The organism is Aestuariimicrobium sp. p3-SID1156 (assembly GCF_025144225.1).
Lineage (GTDB): Bacteria > Actinomycetota > Actinomycetes > Propionibacteriales > Propionibacteriaceae > Aestuariimicrobium.
Window position 1 is genome coordinate 82,339 of sequence record NZ_JALXXB010000005.1, and the last position, 18,165, is coordinate 100,503.

At 67.0% G+C, this 18,165-nt stretch carries 24 protein-coding genes; 17 read left to right on the forward strand and 7 right to left on the reverse strand.

All coding sequences use genetic code 11. From position 1 onward, the window contains the following. Positions 1–3 precede the first annotated feature (3 nt). The 12 genes from M3G03_RS07790 (at position 4) to M3G03_RS07845 (ending at position 9,550) form a co-directional block, all read left to right on the forward strand. On the forward strand, positions 4–1,107 hold the full coding sequence (locus M3G03_RS07790; RefSeq protein ID WP_259809119.1) for an MraY family glycosyltransferase: 1,104 nt from the start codon (positions 4–6) through the stop codon (positions 1,105–1,107). A 93-nt stretch (positions 1,108–1,200) separates the two neighbouring features. Further along, a complete protein-coding gene (locus tag M3G03_RS07795) occupies positions 1,201–1,689 on the forward strand; it encodes a hypothetical protein (protein ID WP_259809120.1) in 489 nt (162 codons plus the stop codon). A gap of 35 nt (positions 1,690–1,724) precedes the next feature. Then, a complete protein-coding gene (locus M3G03_RS07800; protein WP_259809121.1) occupies positions 1,725–1,994 on the forward strand; it encodes a hypothetical protein in 270 nt (89 codons plus the stop codon). 11 nt (positions 1,995–2,005) lie between these two features. Further along, the gene (gene atpB / locus M3G03_RS07805) at positions 2,006–2,806 is read left to right on the forward strand and encodes a F0F1 ATP synthase subunit A (RefSeq protein WP_396121925.1); all 801 of its coding nucleotides are present in this window, start codon (positions 2,006–2,008) and stop codon (positions 2,804–2,806) included. A 71-nt stretch (positions 2,807–2,877) separates the two neighbouring features. Continuing rightward, positions 2,878–3,099, forward strand: a complete 222-nt coding sequence (gene atpE / locus M3G03_RS07810) for an ATP synthase F0 subunit C (protein ID WP_259809123.1) — start codon at positions 2,878–2,880, stop codon at positions 3,097–3,099. Beyond that, positions 3,096–3,677, forward strand: a complete 582-nt coding sequence (locus M3G03_RS07815; protein WP_259809124.1) for a F0F1 ATP synthase subunit B — start codon at positions 3,096–3,098, stop codon at positions 3,675–3,677. The genes atpE and M3G03_RS07815 overlap by 4 nt, the downstream gene beginning before the upstream one ends. A 3-nt stretch (positions 3,678–3,680) precedes the next feature. Then, a complete protein-coding gene (locus tag M3G03_RS07820) occupies positions 3,681–4,475 on the forward strand; it encodes a F0F1 ATP synthase subunit delta (protein ID WP_259809125.1) in 795 nt (264 codons plus the stop codon). A gap of 30 nt (positions 4,476–4,505) precedes the next feature. Then, entirely contained in the window at positions 4,506–6,140 is a 1,635-nt protein-coding gene (gene atpA, locus M3G03_RS07825; RefSeq protein WP_259809126.1) for a F0F1 ATP synthase subunit alpha, read from the forward strand. A 3-nt stretch (positions 6,141–6,143) separates the two neighbouring features. After that, a complete protein-coding gene (locus M3G03_RS07830) occupies positions 6,144–7,043 on the forward strand; it encodes a F0F1 ATP synthase subunit gamma (RefSeq protein ID WP_259809127.1) in 900 nt (299 codons plus the stop codon). A 28-nt stretch (positions 7,044–7,071) separates the two neighbouring features. Then, positions 7,072–8,529: a F0F1 ATP synthase subunit beta gene (gene atpD / locus M3G03_RS07835; protein ID WP_259809128.1), complete on the forward strand. Its 1,458-nt coding sequence runs from the start codon at positions 7,072–7,074 to the stop codon at positions 8,527–8,529. A 2-nt stretch (positions 8,530–8,531) separates the two neighbouring features. Continuing rightward, positions 8,532–8,948 (forward strand): F0F1 ATP synthase subunit epsilon, encoded by a 417-nt coding sequence (locus M3G03_RS07840; protein ID WP_396121917.1) that lies wholly within the window; start codon positions 8,532–8,534, stop codon positions 8,946–8,948. A gap of 146 nt (positions 8,949–9,094) precedes the next feature. Beyond that, positions 9,095–9,550, forward strand: coding sequence for a DUF2550 domain-containing protein (locus tag M3G03_RS07845; protein WP_259809129.1), 456 nt, complete (start codon positions 9,095–9,097; stop codon positions 9,548–9,550). On the opposite strand, the gene M3G03_RS07850 is transcribed toward M3G03_RS07845, so the two are convergent. Beyond that, a complete protein-coding gene (locus M3G03_RS07850; RefSeq protein ID WP_259809130.1) occupies positions 9,529–10,161 on the reverse strand; it encodes a cob(I)yrinic acid a,c-diamide adenosyltransferase in 633 nt (210 codons plus the stop codon). The genes M3G03_RS07845 and M3G03_RS07850 overlap by 22 nt on opposite strands. A gap of 44 nt (positions 10,162–10,205) precedes the next feature. Between M3G03_RS07850 and M3G03_RS07855 the strand changes: the two genes are divergently transcribed. Further along, a complete protein-coding gene (locus M3G03_RS07855) occupies positions 10,206–10,892 on the forward strand; it encodes a peptidylprolyl isomerase (protein WP_259809131.1) in 687 nt (228 codons plus the stop codon). On the opposite strand, the gene M3G03_RS07860 is transcribed toward M3G03_RS07855, so the two are convergent. Together M3G03_RS07860 and M3G03_RS07865 are read right to left on the reverse strand one after the other, a co-directional pair. After that, positions 10,870–11,667 (reverse strand): alpha/beta fold hydrolase, encoded by a 798-nt coding sequence (locus M3G03_RS07860; protein ID WP_259809132.1) that lies wholly within the window; start codon positions 11,665–11,667, stop codon positions 10,870–10,872. The two genes, M3G03_RS07855 and M3G03_RS07860, sit on opposite strands and share 23 nt — an antisense overlap. Beyond that, positions 11,667–11,957 (reverse strand): hypothetical protein, encoded by a 291-nt coding sequence (locus M3G03_RS07865; protein WP_259809133.1) that lies wholly within the window; start codon positions 11,955–11,957, stop codon positions 11,667–11,669. The genes M3G03_RS07860 and M3G03_RS07865 overlap by 1 nt, the downstream gene beginning before the upstream one ends. Positions 11,958–12,017: 60 nt before the next feature. On the opposite strand from M3G03_RS07865, the gene nucS reads away from it, so the two are divergent. Then, entirely contained in the window at positions 12,018–12,728 is a 711-nt protein-coding gene (gene nucS, locus M3G03_RS07870; RefSeq protein ID WP_259809134.1) for an endonuclease NucS, read from the forward strand. A gap of 18 nt (positions 12,729–12,746) precedes the next feature. Here nucS and M3G03_RS07875 read toward each other — a convergent pair whose 3' ends face one another. The 3 genes from M3G03_RS07875 to M3G03_RS07885 all read right to left on the reverse strand — a co-directional run bounded on the left by M3G03_RS07875 (position 12,747) and on the right by M3G03_RS07885 (position 15,858). Then, complete coding sequence (locus tag M3G03_RS07875) at positions 12,747–13,931, reverse strand: DivIVA domain-containing protein (protein WP_259809135.1); 1,185 nt, start codon at positions 13,929–13,931, stop codon at positions 12,747–12,749. 156 nt (positions 13,932–14,087) lie between these two features. Continuing rightward, positions 14,088–14,531, reverse strand: coding sequence for a methylmalonyl-CoA epimerase (gene mce / locus M3G03_RS07880; protein WP_259809136.1), 444 nt, complete (start codon positions 14,529–14,531; stop codon positions 14,088–14,090). Between the two features lie 91 nt (positions 14,532–14,622). Further along, positions 14,623–15,858 (reverse strand): amidohydrolase, encoded by a 1,236-nt coding sequence (locus M3G03_RS07885; protein ID WP_259809137.1) that lies wholly within the window; start codon positions 15,856–15,858, stop codon positions 14,623–14,625. 112 nt (positions 15,859–15,970) lie between these two features. Between M3G03_RS07885 and M3G03_RS07890 the strand changes: the two genes are divergently transcribed. The 3 genes from M3G03_RS07890 to M3G03_RS07900 are packed head-to-tail and all read left to right on the forward strand — an operon-like array spanning position 15,971 to position 17,245. Continuing rightward, complete coding sequence (locus tag M3G03_RS07890) at positions 15,971–16,117, forward strand: hypothetical protein (RefSeq protein WP_259809138.1); 147 nt, start codon at positions 15,971–15,973, stop codon at positions 16,115–16,117. Positions 16,118–16,125: 8 nt separating this feature from the next. Next, positions 16,126–16,683, forward strand: coding sequence for a PH domain-containing protein (locus tag M3G03_RS07895; RefSeq protein WP_259809139.1), 558 nt, complete (start codon positions 16,126–16,128; stop codon positions 16,681–16,683). Positions 16,684–16,726: 43 nt separating this feature from the next. Beyond that, entirely contained in the window at positions 16,727–17,245 is a 519-nt protein-coding gene (locus M3G03_RS07900) for a ferritin (protein WP_259809140.1), read from the forward strand. A gap of 61 nt (positions 17,246–17,306) precedes the next feature. Here the strand turns inward: M3G03_RS07900 and M3G03_RS07905 are convergent, their stop codons facing one another. Further along, positions 17,307–18,038: a hypothetical protein gene (locus tag M3G03_RS07905; protein WP_259809141.1), complete on the reverse strand. Its 732-nt coding sequence runs from the start codon at positions 18,036–18,038 to the stop codon at positions 17,307–17,309. Positions 18,039–18,165: the final 127 nt, after the last annotated feature.

Sequence of the window (18,165 nt, forward strand, 5' to 3'; positions counted from 1 at the left end):
TCCATGCGTGAGTACCTGCTGGTGCTGCTCACGGCAGCCCTGACCACCTACCTCACGGCAGGGGTCTGTCGGCGCACAGCCCTTCAGGTGGGCGCCGTGGCCAAGGTGCGCGATCGGGACGTGCACGCGGTTCCCATTCCCTACTTCGGGGGGGTGGCGATGTTCCTGGGCCTGGCGGTCGCCTTCCTGTTGGCCAGCCAACTACCCTTCCTGGGCCGTCTGGACATCGTGAAACACGACGCGCTGGCGGTGCTGGCCGCGAGTCTGGTCATCTGCGTCGTGGGCGTTCTGGACGACCTGCTGGACCTGTCGGCGGTGGTGAAGTTTGCTGGGCAGATGCTGGCTGCCGGCATCGTCGTGCTGCAGGGCGTGCGGATGTACTGGATCCCGCTGCCCAACTCGATCATCGCGCTGGACAACGCCACCTCCATCCTGGTGACGGTGCTGTTCATTGTCCTCTGCGCCAATGCAGTGAACTTCGTCGACGGCCTCGACGGGCTTGCCGCGGGCGTGGTCGCCATCGGCGCCGGCGCCTTTTTCAGCTACACCTACCTGCTGGCCTGGGAACAGGAACTGGCCAGGGCGACGACCGCGTCCCTGGTGACGGTGGTCGCCACGGGCATCTGCCTGGGCTTCCTGCCCCACAACTTCTTCCCCGCGCGGATGTTCATGGGCGACTCCGGTTCCCTCCTCCTGGGGTTGTTGCTGGCGACCTCCACGATCTCGCTGACCGGACAGATTGACCCTTCCCAGCTCACGGCTGATGGGGGAGGTCTGGTGCCGAGCTACCTGCCGATCCTGCTGCCCCTGGCCACCCTGGCGCTGCCCCTGCTCGACCTCGTGCTGGCCTACATTCGGCGCACGATCGATGGACGCTGGTGGTTCGTGGCGGACAAGCAACATCTGCACCACCGCCTGTTGGAGTTGGGACACAGTCAGGTCCGCGCGGTGCTGCTGCTCTACCTGTGGACCGGACTGCTGAGCTTCGGGGTGATCCTGGTGGGACTGCGCTGGGGGAGCTGGTCGCTCGGGTCCCTGCTGGCGGGAATCCTGGCGCTTCTTGTGCTCACCTTCGGCCCACGCCTGCGAGGCAAATCGACACGGTGATGGGCATTGTGTTAGCTTTCACAAGCGGCGTCAATGCCGCCCCGACCACCAGTGAGGACCGCTCTCCCCATGATGCTCGCGACTGTGCCGGCCATGGCTGAGACGACCTCTGGTCCTGCTGCCCGGCCCGCCGTCGCCATGATGATGCGGATGATCAGGGCCTCGCTCCTCGTCGCGCACGCCTGCTGGGTGATCGCCTTCGCGCTGTCCTGGTGGTTGTCGGGTGTCGTGGGGGTCGTCAATGCCGCCGTGGGTGGCGGCCTCGTGATCGCCTTCTACGCTGCCGGCCAGGGCATCCAGATGCTCGCCAGTGAGATGGAGGCGCAGGCGGCCATGGGCCTCACCGTGACCTCATTCATGACCCGCGCGGCCCTGCTGGGCCTCCTGCTCCTGGCCGCGAATCGCCACCCCGCCATCGAGGACATCTTTCGACCTGTGGAATTCTTCACAGCCGTGATGCTGGTCCTGGCCGGCTGGCTGGGGGGAATGTTCCTCGCGTGGCGCAATACGCGAGTCCCGGTCTACGACCAGCACTGGGACCCGCGTCCGCGGCCCCGCGCCCACCGCCGGAGCAGGACATGAGTAGCGCCGCGATGACTGCTAGAGTCACTTCCGACATGGACGCGCAGACCTCGACGGGGACGCCTGCACAGGCCGTTGTGCCTGACCGGGCTTCGACTGACGACGGTCTCGTGGCTCTGAGTTACATCCTCTCGGGGATCGTGTTCTACGGTGGCCTCGGGTGGGCCGGATGGCAGTACCTGGACCAGATCTGGATGCTTGCCGCCGGGCTCATCGCGGGAATGGCCGCCAGCATGTTTCTGGTGATCCGGCGTTATTCGCCCACGACAGCTTCGGTCGCGCAGACCACGGAGAAGGAGCAGTAATGCAGCTGTCCATGTTGGTACCACTCCAGGGGCTGCTTCCCCTCGAGGGCGAGTCCCACGATGCGTGGCCCCCTGGCCCCCACAGCTTCGAGTACCCCGGGCTCTTCGGCACCACCTGGATCAACAAGCCGCTGCTCCAGGCTGTGATCGCTGCGCTCCTGCTGATCGTGTTCTGGTTGGCGGCCAGTCGCAAGGTCAACATCCTGCCCTCGAAGGGCCAGTTCGCCGTGGAGTACATCTACGACTTCGTCCGCAACGGCATCGCTCGTGACCTGCTGGGCCGCGACTACAAGAAGTTCCTTCCCTTCCTCCTGATGATCTTCACCTGGACGCTGGTCAACAACTGGTTCGGTGAACTCTTCGTCTTCATGCTGCCGACCTTCTCCAAGATCGGATACGCCTATGCGCTGGCCGTGTTGGCCTGGGTCGTCTACGTGGGCGCCGGCTTCCAGCGCCACGGCCTGCACTACCTCAAGCTGCAGCTCATCCCCGAGGGTGTGCCGTGGTACCTATACCCGATGATCATTCCGCTGGAGTTCCTGTCGAACTTCATCGTGCGACCGATCACCCTGGCCCTCCGACTCTTTGCCAACATGTTCGCCGGACACCTGGTGGTCATGGTGTTCGTCGTGGGCGGCGAGATCCTGCTGCGTACCCAGGGCAATCTGCTCTACAACATCTCAGGCGTCGTCTCCATCGTCTTCAGCTTTGCGGTGCTCTTCCTGGAGCTGTTCATCGGGGCCCTGCAGGCCTACATCTTCACCGTCCTGTCCGCGCAGTACATCTCCTCGTCCATCGCGGACGCGCACTGAGTCCCCCCCACATTTTCCCCCACCAAACATCTGGCAAAACGCCAGAGGGAAACCACAGAGAAGGAAACAACATGACCCCCATGGAAATCGGCGGCTCCATCAACATGATCGGCTACGCCCTCGCCACCCTGGGCCCGGCCCTCGGCGTGTCCTGGATCTTCGCGTCGGTCATCAACGGAACCGCTCGCCAGCCTGAGGCCCGCAGCGCCATGATGGGCACCGCCTTCATCGGCATGGCCGTTGTCGAGGCCCTCGCGATCATCGCCATCGCCCTGGCGATGGTCATCAAGTGAGCTCTGCCGTGGTTGCCCAGATCTGGGCGCCCCTCGAAGGAAGCACCCTGGGACCGCTCCTTCCCAGCCACATCTCGGAGTTCATCGTTGGCATCATCCTGGCCGTCCTGGTCTGGATCGTGATCGCCAAGAAGGTCGTCCCGACCTTCGAGAAGATGTACGCCGAGCGTGCCGACGCCATCCAGGGCGGCATGGAAAGGGCTGAGAAGGCACAGGTGGAGGCCGAGCAGGCGCTCGCCCAGTACCGCCAGCAGCTCTCGGAAGCTCGCGAGGAGGCCGCCCGCATCCGCGAGGATGCCAAGAACCAGGGCGCGCAGATCGTCTCGGAGATGCGCACCCAGGCCACCAACGATGCGGCGCGCATCATGGCCCAGGCGCGCCAGCAGCTGGACGCCGAGAAGGCCTCGGTCCTCAAGGAGCTGCGCGGCGAGATCGGTGGCCTGGCCACGACCCTCGCCGGCAAGATCGTGGGCGAGTCCCTCGCCGACGATGCTCGCACCCGCAACACCGTGGACCGTTTCATCGCCGACCTCGAGGCCCAGGCCGACCATCAGTCGGACGCGCCGGTGGGGAGCTGACCCATGAGTGCCAGTGCACAAGCTCGTCGTGACGAGCTGGACCGTGACCTCGACCAGGCACCGGTGAGCCACTCGCTCGGCGGGGAACTGTTCGCGGTGGTGGATGCGCTCGAGTCTTCCTCAGCCCTGCGTCGGGCTCTCAGCGACCCGGCCGCCGCAGCGGAGGCCAAGGCTGGGCTGGCCAACCGCGTCTTCGGACCGCGGGTCAGCCCCGAGGCAGTCGGCGTCATCACCAAGGCGTCCGCGCTGCACTGGTCCACCCCCCAGGACTTGGTCTCCGCCCTGGAGCGCCAGGCCGTTCGTGCCGAGCTGCGGCTCGCCGAGCAGTCCGGTGGTCTGGCAGGGGTCAATGAGGAGTTGTTCCGGTTCGGCCGCACCATCGCCTCCGATCGCGGACTACGGGACGCCATCGAGAATCGGAATGCCCCCCTGGAACTGCGCGAGCGGCTGGTTGACCAGCTTCTGCGCGGCAAAGTGGGGGAGGGCACGGTCAGGCTGGCCAAGCGAGCCCTGCGTGCGCGCGAGCGCACCGTGGCCATGACCCTGGACTCCTACGGGGAGCTCGGGGCCGAACTTGCCAACCGCACCATCGCCAAGATCACCGCGGCCAAGCCGCTGGATGCCGACCAGGCCACTCGCCTGCAGGCCGCCCTGTCCCGCCTTGCGGGGCGCGCGGTCGAGATGCAGGTCGAGGTCGACCCGGAGGTGCTCGGCGGACTGCGTGTGCAGATCGGTGACCAGATCATCGAGGGGACCGTGGCCGGTCGACTCGAGGACGCTCGGCGACAGATCGCCTGACCAAGACACCAGAAAGAGTAGGGACGCGCAATGGCGGAACTGACTATTCGTCCGGAGGAGATCCGCGACGCACTGGACGACTTCGTCCAGAACTACACCCCTGAGGCAGCCAGCAGCGAAGAGGTCGGCCACGTGGTCACCTCCGGCGACGGCATCGCCCGCGTCGAGGGCCTGCCCTCGGCCCTGGCGCAGGAGCTGCTGCAGTTCGAGAACGGCACCCTGGGCATCGCCCTGAACCTCGACGTCCGCGAGATCGGCGTCGTCGTGCTCGGCGACTCCGAGGGCATCGAGGAGGGCTCGGTCGTCAAGCGCACCGGCGAGGTCCTCTCCGTGCCGGTCGGCGACGGCTATCTGGGCCGCGTCGTGGACGCCATGGGCAACCCGATCGACGGTCTCGGCGAGATCCAGACCGAGGGCCGCCGCGCCCTCGAGCTGCAGGCTGCCGGAGTCATGGACCGCCAGGAGGTCCGCGAGCCGATGCAGACCGGTCTGAAGGCCATCGACGCGATGATCCCGATCGGCCGTGGCCAGCGCCAGCTGATCATCGGTGACCGCAAGACCGGAAAGACCGCGATCGCGATCGACACCATCATCAACCAGAAGGCCAACTGGGAGTCCGGCGACCCCACGCAGCAGGTGCGCTGCATCTACGTCGCCATCGGCCAGAAGGGTTCGACCGTCGCCGAGGTGCGCGGCCAGCTCGAGGCCGCCGGTGCGCTGGAGTACACGACCATCGTGCACGCCCCCGCCTCGGCCCCCGCAGGCTTCAAGTACATTGCCCCCTACTCGGGCTCGGCCATCGGCCAGCACTGGATGTACCAGGGCAAGCACGTCCTGATCATCTTCGACGACCTGACCAAGCAGGCCGAGGCCTACCGCGCCATGTCCCTGCTGCTGCGTCGTCCCCCGGGCCGCGAGGCCTACCCCGGTGACGTCTTCTACTTGCACTCCCGCCTGCTGGAGCGTTGCGCCAAGCTGAGCGACGAGCTCGGCGCGGGTTCGATGACCGGCCTGCCGATCATCGAGACCAAGGCCAACGACGTCTCGGCGTACATCCCGACCAACGTGATCTCGATCACCGACGGCCAGATCTTCCTCCAGTCCGACCTGTTCAACGCCAACCAGCGTCCCGCTGTGGACGTCGGCATCTCGGTCTCGCGAGTGGGTGGCGCTGCCCAGGTCAAGTCGATGAAGTCGGTTTCGGGTTCGCTGAAGATCACCCTGGCCCAGTACCGCGACATGCAGGCCTTCGCCATGTTCGCCTCTGACCTGGACCCGGTCACGCGCCGCCAGCTGGAGCGTGGCGCTCGCCTGACCGAGCTGCTCAAGCAGCCCCAGTTCTCCCCGTACCCGGTCGAGGACCAGGTGGTCAGCATCTGGGCCGGTACCAACGGCGAGTTCGACGACGTCCCCGTCAGCGACGTGCTGCGCTTCGAGCGTGAGCTGCTCGACCACCTGAGGAGCAACACCCCGATCCTCACCACCCTGCGCGAGACCAAGAAGATCGACGATGACACCATCGCCGCGCTCACGCAGGAGATCGCCAGCTTCAAGCAGGGCTTCCGCACCTCCGAAGGCAAGTTGTTGGTCGGCGAGGAGAAGCACGAGGCCATCGACGAGGACGAGATCGACCAGAGCCGCATCGTCAAGCAGAAGCGAGGCTGATCGATGGCTTCCAGTCTGCGTGAGATCCGGGAACGGAGGCGTTCGGTCCAGGCGACGAAGAAGATCACCCGGGCGATGGAGCTCATCGCCTCGTCGCGGATCGTGAAGGCGCAGGCCGCTGCGAACGCTGCCGTTCCCTACACACGGGAACTGACGCGAGCGCTGTCGGCAGTGGCCACGTACTCCGACGCGGAGCATCCGCTGACGACCTCCGTGGACAACCCCACCCGAGCCGCGGTCCTGGTGATCACCAGCGACCGCGGCCTGGCGGGGGCCTACTCGGCCTCGGCAATCAAGACCGCCGAGCAGCTGATCACCCGCCTGCGTGAGCGGGGCGTGGAGGTGGAGCTGTACCTGGCCGGCCGCAAGGGCATCGGCTACTTCACCTTCCGCAAGCGCGCCATCGCCCAGGCCTGGGATGGCTTCTCCGAGTCGCCGAGCTACGCGAACGCACGGGAGATCGCCGACGCCCTGCTGGCGAAGTTCCTCCAGCCCACCGAGGAGGGGGGAGTCGACGAGCTCCACATCGTTGGTACCCGCTTCAAGTCGATGCTCGTGCAGCAGCCCAGCGTCCTGCGCCTGCTGCCGATCGAGATCGTGCAGGGTGTCCATGCCCTGGAGCCCGGTGAGATCGTGCCCCACTACACCTTCGAGCCCGACCCCCAGACCGTCCTGGACCAGCTGCTGCCCCTCTACGTGGCCAACCGCGTCCACTTCATGCTGTTGCAGTCGGCTGCCTCCGAGGTGGCCAGCCGCCAGCGCGCGATGAAGGCGGCCACGGACAACGCCCAGCAGCTGATCGAGGGTCTCACCCGCGATGAGAACCAGGCCCGCCAGGCTCAGATCACCCAGGAAATCTCCGAGATCGTCGGTGGCGCCGACGCCTTGAACCAATCTGCCTGAGCGCAGCGACACAGAGAGAGTTGACACCATGACTGCCACCCAGTCCCACCAGGACCAGGCTGCGGAGCAGCCGCTTGGCGTAGGCCGCGTCGCCCGCGTCATCGGCCCCGTCGTCGACGTGGAGTTTCCCGCCGACCAGATGCCCAACATCATGAACGCGTTGACCGTCCAGACCGAAGTCATGGGCGAGCAGCGCACCATGACCATGGAGGTCGCCCTGCACGTGGGTGACAACATGGTCCGCGCGATCGCCCTCAAGCCCACCGACGGCATGCGCCGTGGGGCAGAGGTCAAGGACACCGGCGCCCCCATCAGCGTCCCCGTGGGTGACGTCACCAAGGGCCGCGTGTGGAACGTCACCGGCGACTGCCTCAACCAGGACGCCTCCGAGTTCACCGTGACCGAGCGTTGGCCGATCCACCGCGATCCGCCGGCCTTCGACAGCCTCGAGCCCAAGACCGAGATGCTGGAGACCGGCATCAAGGTGCTCGACCTGCTCACCCCTTACGTCAAGGGTGGAAAGATCGGCCTGTTCGGTGGCGCCGGTGTGGGCAAGACCGTGCTGATCCAGGAGATGATCTTCCGTATCGCCCACAACCACTCCGGCACCTCGGTGTTCGCCGGCGTGGGAGAGCGCACCCGTGAGGGCAACGACCTGATCAACGAGATGGACGAGGCCGGTGTGTTCAAGGACACCGCCCTGGTCTTCGGCCAGATGGACGAGCCCCCGGGCACCCGTCTGCGCGTGGCCCTCTCGGCGCTGACCATGGCTGAGTACTTCCGGGATGTGCAGAACCAGGACGTGTTGTTGTTCATCGACAACATCTTCCGTTTCACCCAGGCCGGTTCCGAGGTCTCGACCCTGCTGGGTCGCATGCCCTCGGCCGTGGGCTACCAGCCCAACCTGGCTGACGAGATGGGCCAGCTGCAGGAGCGCATCACCTCGACCCGTGGCCACTCCATCACCTCGATGCAGGCCATCTACGTGCCCGCCGACGACTACACCGACCCGGCTCCGGCGACCACCTTCGCCCACCTGGACGCGACCACGGAGCTCTCCCGCTCGATCGCCTCGCGTGGCCTCTACCCGGCTGTGGACCCGCTGACCTCCACCTCGCGCATCCTCGACCCGCAATACGTGGGTCAGGAGCACTACGACGTGGCCACCCGGGTCAAGCAGATCCTCCAGCGCAACAAGGAGCTGCAGGACATCATCGCCATCCTCGGCGTCGACGAGCTCAGCGAGGAGGACAAGATCCTCGTCAACCGTGCCCGTCGCATCCAGCAGTTCCTCTCCCAGAACACCTACACCGCTGAGAAGTTCACCGGCGTGGTGGGCTCCACCGTGTCCGTCCAGGACGCCATCGAGGGCTTCCGCATGATCTGCGACGGTGAGGTCGACCAGGTTCCCGAGCAGGCGTTCTTCAACGTCGGCAACATGGACATGGTCATGGAGGCCTGGCACAAGCTGCAGAAGGAGCAGTGATCATGGCCGATCCCCTGCAGGTCGAGGTCGTCGCTGCCGACCGTCTGGTCTGGGAGGGCGAGGCCACCAATGTCATCGTTCGGACCACGGAGGGTGACATCGGCATCCTCCCCCGTCACGAGGCACTGCTCGCCGGCCTGGTCCCCAGCGCCTGCGAGATCGTGACCACGGACGGCTCCCGTCAGGTCGTCGCGATCGATGGTGGCTTCCTGGCCGTGAACGAGAACCGGGTCTCCATCATGACCCAGTTCGCGTCCCTCTCCGAGGAGGTCACCCCCGAGCAGGCCCAGCGTGAGCTGGACAGATTCGAGCGGCTGAAGGAGGCCGGTGAGATGACCGAGGACGACCTCCACCGGTACCACTTGGCCACCGCCCAGATGAAGCTCATTGCCAAGGAGAACGGCATCAGGGCCCACTGAGCGAACTTCACGAGCCATGCGACGGCTGTCACCCCTCTGGGGTGGCAGCCGTCCGTGCGTCCAGAGGGCTGTCAGGCGCGGTCGGACGGGGTGACGTTCTGCGGACCGGAGTGTGGTGCGCTGGCCCCATCTAGTACCCTCGCGTCATGGAGTGGACGATCGGGCTTGAGGCTGCCGCCCTGATCATGCTGCTCCTGATGGGCTTTCTCGCGATCCTGTGGGGCCGCCGACGGTGGTTGTCCAGCCAGGGCGGGGTCTTCGACTGTGCCCTCAAGCTCGGACGCACGCCGTCGGGTTGGGCCCTGGGCATGGCGCGCTACCACGGCGACGAGCTGCAGTGGTTCCGGATCTTCTCCGCCTCCTTCCGCCCCCGCGTCGTGCTCAAGCGGGCAGAGACGAGCTGGGGCTCCCAACGGATCCCGGAGGCCGCCGAGCAGATGCTACTGTTCACCGACCACCAGGTGGTGGAGTTGCGGGGCCGCGACCGCCACGGCACCCCCACCACGTGGGAGCTGGCGATGACCCCGGCCTCCGTGACCGGCCTGATGAGTTGGCTGGAGGCCTCCCCGCCCGGGGGCGGCTACGAGGTCATCGGCCGCTGACCGCCGGGCACCCAGAGGGTTTCCGCGTCCTCCTGCGTCCCGCCGTGGGTGGTGACGAAGCGACCCAGGATGAACAACAGGTCCGAGAGGCGGTTGAGGTAGGTGATGGCGACCGAGCTGATCCCGCCGGGCTGCTCCTTCGTCCCCGTCTCGTCCAGGCCGTACTGCTCGGCGGCCTGCCAGGCGATGCGTTCCGCCCGACGCACGGTGGTGCGAGCAACATGCAGCTGGGCAGCGCCCACGGTGGGCCCACCGGGCAGGATGAACGAACGCAGGTTCGGGAGTGGATCGCCGAACTCGTCGCACCAGCGCTCGAGCCGGTCCACCGAGGACTGCAGGATGCGCAGCGGCTCCCACTCCGGGTCAGCAACCAGGGGAGTGGACAGGTCCGCGCCCAGGTCGAACAGCTCATGCTGGATGACATGGAGCACCTCGGTGACCTCGGCGGGCATGTCGCCACTGGCCAACACCACACCCACGGCAGAATTGGCCTCGTCCACCGCGCCATAGGCCTGGACCCGAAGGTCGGTCTTGCGAGCGAGCGAATTGTCACTGAGGCGGGTCTCGCCCTTGTCGCCGGTGCGGGTGTAGATGCGCGTGAGATGGACCATGTGGGGAGCCTATCCCGACCCACGAACTGACGGAAGGACGAGCGATGCGCGAACAGCGGCGCCCACTCATGGCGACACGACGGGTGGCAGGCATGGCCCTGGCTCTGGCCTTGGGAGCTGGGCTTTCCGCCTGTGCCAAGGACGCCGGGCAGGGCGAAGGAACCGTGCAGGGGGAGAGCACGACGTGCGAGTACCGCGTGGGCGGCAACCCGGCGCGTCCGGTCGACCCACCTTCTGCGAACGCACCGACCACGGGTGAGGCCCAGGTGACCATGCGGATGGCAGCTGGCACGGTGACCCTCAGCCTGGACCGATCCCATGCCCCGTGTGCCGTGAACTCGATGGAGAGCCTGGTGAGACAGAAGTTCTACGACGGCACCCGTTGCCACCGTCTGGTCGACCAGGGCATCTTCATCCTCCAGTGCGGCGACCCCACCGGCAGCGGCGCGGGAGGACCGGGCTACAGCTATGACGACGAGCTCACCGGCACGGAGAACTACCCGAGGGGAACCGTGGCCATGGCCAACCCGGGCAAGGATGCCAATGGCTCCCAGTTCTTCATCGTCTGGGCTGACAGCCCGCTCGAACCCCACTACACGGTGATCGGGAAGGTCGACGAGAAGTCCCTCAAGGTCATCCAGTCCATTGCCTCCCAGGGCGTGGACGGCACGGACCCCAACCAGTCGACCCCCATCGCAGACGCGAGCATCACGACGATGGCGCTTGGCTGAGGAAGTTGACCAGTACCTCGGTGAAGACCTGCGGCTGCTCGCTGTGCACCCAGTGGCCCGCATTCTTGATCGTCACCAGTCGGGTGTTCGGGAAGAGGGCCTCCATCGCCGGCCTGTGGGCGTCCTGGACGTAACCGGACAGTGCGCCTCGAACCCAGAGAACGGGGCCGGGGTAGCTGTGGCCCTCCGGGTCGGGCCAGCTGGCCACCAGGTCGAGGTCTCGTTCGAGCAGGTCCAGGTTCGCCTGCCAGTGCCAGCCCGAGGTGTCCCGACGCAGGTTCTGCAGCAGGAAGCCACGAATGGTGTCGTTGGGGACCAGCGGCTTCAAGAGGTCGTCGGCCTGGCTGCGGGATTCCAGCGTGGCAAGGTCGAGACGCTGCAGGGAGTACACGAAGCGCTCGAAGACCGAGCTGGAACGGTCGCCCTCGACCGGTGATATGTCGCTGACCACCAGTCGTTCGACCAGCTCCGGATGGCGCAGGGCAAGCTGCATCACGGTGCGGCCGCCCATGGAATGGCCGACCAGCGCAACGGGACGGTCGGGGCTCCACTGGCGCACGGTGTCGGCGACCTCGGCCGCCATGTCGACGTAGTCGATGGACCCGGTCCAGGGGGAGCGACCGTGGTTGGGCAGGTCCACCATCGCGATCCGCAGGGAGGGGTCGCGCGTGACCAAGGTCTTCGCGATCGTGTGGAAATTGCGTCCCTGACCGAGCAGTCCGTGGACGAAGACCACTGGCCGCTCACCGGGGCCCACCTCGTGCAGGTGCAACATCATGTCAGCCTGTTCCAGCAGCCGGTGTGCCAGTGTCGGCGCCCCTCGACCGCCCGCTCGAGCCCCCAGGCGGGGGTCTCCGGCCAGGCCACGACATGGGCCACGCCCACACCAATGGGACGCCCGCAGGCCGGGCAGGTGTAGGGCTTCGTCGCCGAAGCACCCGGGACGGTGCGCACGACCCAGCGCTCGCCCAACTTGTGGGCAGAGGTCGCATGGGCCCCTGACAGCGGGCGCGGCTGCTCGTAGCGCTTCCCGATGCGCAGGTGCTTGTTGCCTCGTCGTGCCATGATGCCCCCACTCTACGTGGCGGCAGACACCGCCGAGGTGGGAGCCGGTAGCCTGTGCGGGTGCGCGTCGTGATTGCCGAATGCCAGGTCGACTATGCCGGTCGGTTGACCGCCCACCTCCCGATGGCCAAGCGGCTGATCCTGGTGAAGGCGGACAGCTCGGTGTCGATCCACGCCGACGACCGGGCCTACAAGCCGCTGAACTGGATGAGCCCGCCCTGCACCATTGAGGTCCGAGCGCCCCAGCCCGACGAGGCTGCGACCACCGCCGATCTTGACCCTCGCATCAGTGAGGTGTGGACGGTCACCGGCCCGCAGGGGGACACCCTGCAGATCACGCTGGGCGAGGTCTTCCACGACTCCAGCCACGAGCTGGGAATCGACCCCGGCCTGCAGAAGGACGGCGTCGAGGCGCACCTCCAGGAGCTGCTGGCTGAGCATCCCACCACCTTTGGCGCGGGCTACCACCTCGTCCAGCGTGAGTACCTCACCCCCATTGGCCCGGTGGACCTGCTGCTGCGCAACCCTGAGGGCGGCTACGTGGCTGTCGAGGTCAAGCGTCGCGGGGAGATCGACGGTGTCGAGCAACTCACCCGCTACCTGGACCTGATGAACCGCGACCCGCTCATGCGCCCGGTCGTGGGCGTGTTCGCGGCCCAGCAGATCAAGCCCCAGGCGCGCACGCTGGCGACCGATCGAGGGATCGCGTGCGTCACCGTGGACTACGACGCCCTGCGCGGCATGGACAATGCCGAGGACAGGCTGTTTTAGCCTGCCCTCCGCTGTGCACTAATCGGCCCTACGGTCGTTCCTGCTGGTCTCGGGTTCCTCGGCTGCCATGTCTTCGCGGCTCACCACCAGCGTGGACTCGTCATCGGCCTTGTCGAAGGGGTCGGCGTCGGGGAAGTCCAGCGACGACTGGCCGGCCAGTGCTCGCAGGTTCGACAGCTGGGCCATGACCGAATGCTTGCGCTGCACCAGGGCCGCCACCTCGCGTTCCAACTGCTCCTTGCGCCAGGCGTACTGCTCCTCCAGGCGGTCCTTCATCATGGCCACCTGCCGGTGGGCTGAGGACATCTGGTTCTCGGCATCGCGCGACGCCGTGAGCTTGATCTGCTCGGCATCGGCCAGTGCTGCGGAACGGATCTCGCGGGCACGATCTCCCTCGTCGGCCACCTGCCGGGCGGCTGCCTCCTGCTGGCGTGTGGCATCGGCGAGAAGTGCCTCCACCTTCTGCCGGGCCTGGTCGTGCTCCTGGGCCGAACGAGCGAGGACGGTCTCGGCCTCCTGCCGCGCCTTCAGCGTGATCTCGGACGCCTGAAGGCGGGCAGCCGCCAGGATCTCCGCAGCCTCACGCTCGGCGACCTCCCGGGCGCGCGTGCCGCTCAGGGTGGCCTGCTCGACGAGGTTGGCAGCGGTGGTGGTCTTCTCCGCGGTGATCTGCTCGCCCTGGCGGCGGGCGGCCTCCAGCAGGGCGTCTGCCTCGGTGCGGGTACGTTCCAGCATGGCGGCGGCATCAGCATCCAGGTCAGCGCGCAGCTTGCGGAGGTTGGCCAATCCGGCCACCCGGATGTCGTCGGCCTCGGCCTGGGCATTGGCCCGCAGGTCGGCGGCGACCCGGCGTCCCTCCTCCTTGATCCGCTCGGCCTCGAGCCCCGCCCGGGTGACCAGGTCGGTGGCCTGCCCCTCGGCGGCGGTGATGATGCCGGTGGCGTGGGCGCCGAGACGGGCAAAGTCCGTGCTCCCCCCACCCTCGCCCTGGCTGTTGATGACCTCGCGGCGGAGGTGGCGGGCCAGCTGCTTCAGGGTGCTGAGTTCGGTCTCGATGCTGCGGACGTAGCGGTCGACCTCCTGCTTGTCATAGCCGAGCATCGCCTGCGGGAAGGCTCCAGCAGCACTGGCCCGGTCATCGAACAGGTTGAGGCCGGTTTCCTCAATCATCTCGTCGACGTTGGTGTGGGCATCGCTGCTCATCAGCACTCCTCTGGCATCGAGCGGGCCCCGTGGATGGGGGCGGATCTCGGCTTTGAGGCTATCAGCACTCGCCGCGGCAGTGAGGGAGGGACGCGGCGCTGCCACGAGCATGGCCCCGGTCGCAACCGGGGCCATGCATCAGTGGTGGGGAGGGGCTCAGTGAGCTGCCTCAGCCGGGGGCTCAGTGAGCTCCAGCAGGATGCCGCGGGCATCCTTGGGATGGACGAAGTTGATGCGGGCGCCACCGGTGCCGGTCTTGGGCTCGTCGTAGAGCAGGCGCAGGCCACGCTCGCGCAGTGTGGCGCAGACCGCATCGATGTCCTTCACGCGGAAGCAGAGCTGCTGCATGCCCGGGCCACCGTTGCGGCCCAGCCACTTGGCGATGGTGGAGTCCTCGTTCAGCGGGGCGAGGAGCTGGATCTGGGCGCTTTCGGGCTCCTGGGTGCCGGTGCCGAGCATGGCCTCCTCCACGCCCTGCTCCTCGTTGGTCTCGCGGTGCAGGACGCGAAAGCCCATCACGTTGGTGTAGTAGTCGATGGCCTCGTCCAGGTTCGGCACGGCGTGCCCGACGTGGTCAATGCAGATGAACAGGTCTTCCATGGCTCCCTCTCGAGCGTCGAATGTCAGTTCGTGGTCAAGGTCCATCCAACCACTCGCGCCCTGCGCAGGGGCGACTGGGGTCGGCTTTCGGTCAGTCCCTCGACAGCCATTCCAGGGCGGCGGCCACCAGTGCCTGCACGCCGGTGTCGAGGGTGGGCTGGAGGAGCGGGATGAACTCGGGGGAGTGGTTGCTGGGCCAGGGCTGGTCCCCGAAGCCACCGAACATCCAGAACACCGACGGGGCGCCATAGGCGGCCGGCAGGATCGTGAAGTCCTCGGAGGCAGAGACTGGGTCGAGCACCACGTGGCGGTCCCCGAAGGCAGCGTCGAACGCCCGGGCCACACGCACTGTCGCGTCCTCGTCGTTGACGGTCACCGGTGCAGGGGTGAGCCACTCGAACTCTGCGCGTGCGCCCTCTCCGGCTGCCGCGCACTCGGCGTTGACGACCCGCTCGATGGAGGTCTTCAGGTGCTCGCGGACCTGCTCGCTGTAGGAGCGGATGTTGATGTCCAGCTCCGCCTTCGGCGGGATGATGTTGCCCTTGGAGCCGGCGTGGAAGGCGCCCACCGTGATCACCGCCATGCCCTGGGGAGCGACCTCGCGACTCACGATCGTCTGCAGGCGGACCACGATGTGGCTGGCAAGCACGACCGGGTCGATGGTCATCTCCGGCTGCGAGCCGTGGCCACCACGGCCATGGATGACCAGACGCAGGCCATCAGTGCTGGCCATTACGGGACCGGAGGCCAGGTGGACGGTACCGGCGGCGCCGGGCCACACGTGCTGGCCGAGCGCGATGTCGATGTGGGGGACCAGCTCGCGCAGGGCGTCCACCATGCCGCGGGCGCCGTCGACGATCTCCTCGGCGGGCTGGAAGACCGCGACGACCGTCCCTGACCACTGGTGCCGCAGCGCGGCGAGGACGCGCATGGCGCCGACCAGCCCGGTCATGTGCGTGTCGTGGCCGCAGGCGTGCATGACGGGCGATTCCTCGCCCTCCCACGTCCCGGTGGCCTCGGAGCGGTAGTCAACCTGCTCGCGTTCCCGCACCGGCAGCCCGTCCATGTCGGCGCGAAGCAGCACCACCGGTCCCTCGCCATTGTTCAGGATGCCGACCACGCCCGTGCTGCGACCGACCTGCTCGTGCACCTCGACACCGTCGATAGCGCGCAGCTCCTCCGCCATCCGGCGGGCCGTCGCGACCTCCTGGTTGGAGAGTTCCGGATGGGCGTGCAGGTGGCGGTAGAGATCTTCGAGCTCGGTGCGATTCTCGTCGATGAGGGCGGAAATGGCGGTGGCATCGATGGGGGAGCGGTCAGTGGTCATGCCGCAACAATAGTCGGCGCGTTGGCGTGGACAGGGCCCATCCATCAGCCACAATGGTCTGGATTGGGCTCACTTCCCCCTCGCCCCCGCGAGCCCCCACCGAGGAGAAACCATGGTCGACTGGCTCAAGAAGATCTTCTTCGTCCTGCTCGCCGCCTTCCTGCTCTACTACCTGTTCACCCAGCCCGAGCAGTCGGCCGACGCCGTCAAGACCTTCTTCAGCGGCATCGGGCGTCTCTTCCGGGCGCTGGCCAGCTGACGGCTGCCGTGGGACGCCCGCTGGGCTTCTGGGAGCGGTTCCTCCACCCGGACGTCGACGGCCACCTGCTGCGCGATCGTGGAGAGTACGTGATCGACGAGGTCGCCAAGCACTGGGCCGCCTCCATCGGCTGGATCCTGCTGGTGGTCGCCTGCATCCCCATGTTCTTGGCGATGGTGCTGATGGGGCCATTGTGGTGGCTGGGCCTGGTGTCGGGACTGGCCATGTTCGTCGTGGGGATGTCGGGCATCCACGTGGCCTACATGGATCGCTTCGTCATCACCAACATGCGCGTCTTCCGCGTCCACGGGGTCTTCAGCCAGCACCTGGCCACCATGCCGATGTCCCGCATCCTCGACATCGCAGTCTTCCAGCCGTTCATCGGCCGCCTGCTCGGGTTCGGACACTTCACCTTCGAATCCGCGGCCCAGGACCAGGGCCTGCGCGACATCACCTTCGTCGGTCGCCCCGATGAGCGCGACCTGACCATCCAACGCGTCATCCAGCAGGCCGGTCTGCGAGCGTCCTTCCAGCGCCAGGACGGGGACGCCCGCGACGGGAACTGACCACTGCGCACCGTCTGTCTGCGCACGGGGATAGCGTGGAGGCATGAAGATGTCTGACACCCTTGCCCAGGCCTTCGACGACCAGATCACGCTGGAGTTCGAGGCATCCATGACCTACCGCCAGCTCGCCATCGAGGTCGATGTCCGCGACCTGCCCGGCATGGCATCCTGGCTGCGTCACCAGGCGGATGAGGAGATCGTCCACGCCAACAAGTTCATCGACCACATGGTCGATCGCGACATGCACCCGGCCATCGGCGCCATCGCCAAGCCCGAGATCACCTGTGAGAACGTCCTCGACGTCTTCCAGGCAGCCCTGGACCACGAACGGAAGGTGTCCGAGGCGATCCGCACCCTCTACCGCACCGCCGAGGCGGAGGGTGACCTCGATTCCCGCCCGCTGCTCAACTGGTTCCTCGAGGAGCAGATCGAGGAGGAGTCGACGGTCTCGGAGATCATCGGTCGCCTCGAGCTGATCAAGGACGACGGCCCCGGCCTGCTGCGCCTGGATGCCGAACTCGGGCAGCGTCCGGTGGAGACCACGGAGAACACCCAGGCCTGAGGCCACCCCTCGGCCCCTGAGCGATGGCACTCACGCCAAGCGCTCAGGGGGCGAGCAGTGGTCAGCTTGGCAGTTCGTGCCCTGATTCCTCGGGTGAGGTGGAGCGCGCACCCATGGCGCGGTTGCCCGCGGTGTAGGGCCCGCGGGTGCCATTGCGCCGCTCGAAGGTTCGCTCGCTGGCTGGCAGGGGCCCCGACCCGTCGGGGTCGATCGTGACGAAGCGCTGGGTCCAGTAGGTGACGTCCCTACAGTGATCCCGGGGTTGGGTGGGTTGGGTGAACGTGGCTTTCACGTGGAAATTGCCCAAGTAGAGCCGCTCGACGCCGTCGGAGTCCTCGCCGCGGGCAGCGGCGTTGATGCCGCAGGTGTAGGTCCAGGTGTACGGGGTGTAGAGGAAGCCATCGGCCTTGGTCCTGGGGGTTCCACGGTCAGGTCCGTTCCAGCACGTCGAGTGGCCAGACAGAGTACTCCAGCTGGCTGTCTGGTTTCCGATGATCCAGTACACCAGCTTGGCCTCCGTGAAGGTGTTGCCGTCCTCGACGTCGTAGATGTAGAGGCCCCAGGGCGCACCATCAGGGGTAGCACCCCGGGTCACAGTCGAATCGACCTCCAGCGACCACCCGCAGCGGCCGAGGCTGTTTGGAGTATTGCGTACCCAACCGTTGATCCCCGGATCCTTGCGCAGGGATGCCGCGTGGGCTGGGGCCGAGCCCACCACTGCCACGGCCGGGATGGCCCAGGCTGCCCCAGCAGCCAGCGTCCGCCGACTCACATGCTGGCGCGATTCTTCCATGAAGTGCTCCTCGTCCCTGAACACCCGGCGGCACGGTGCACGCCGTGGTACAAGCAGGCAGCTGGACACCCGAGGACGGGGGCCGGCGCCCCAGGGGAAGAGCGAGATGGTCCCCCGTCCTCATCGC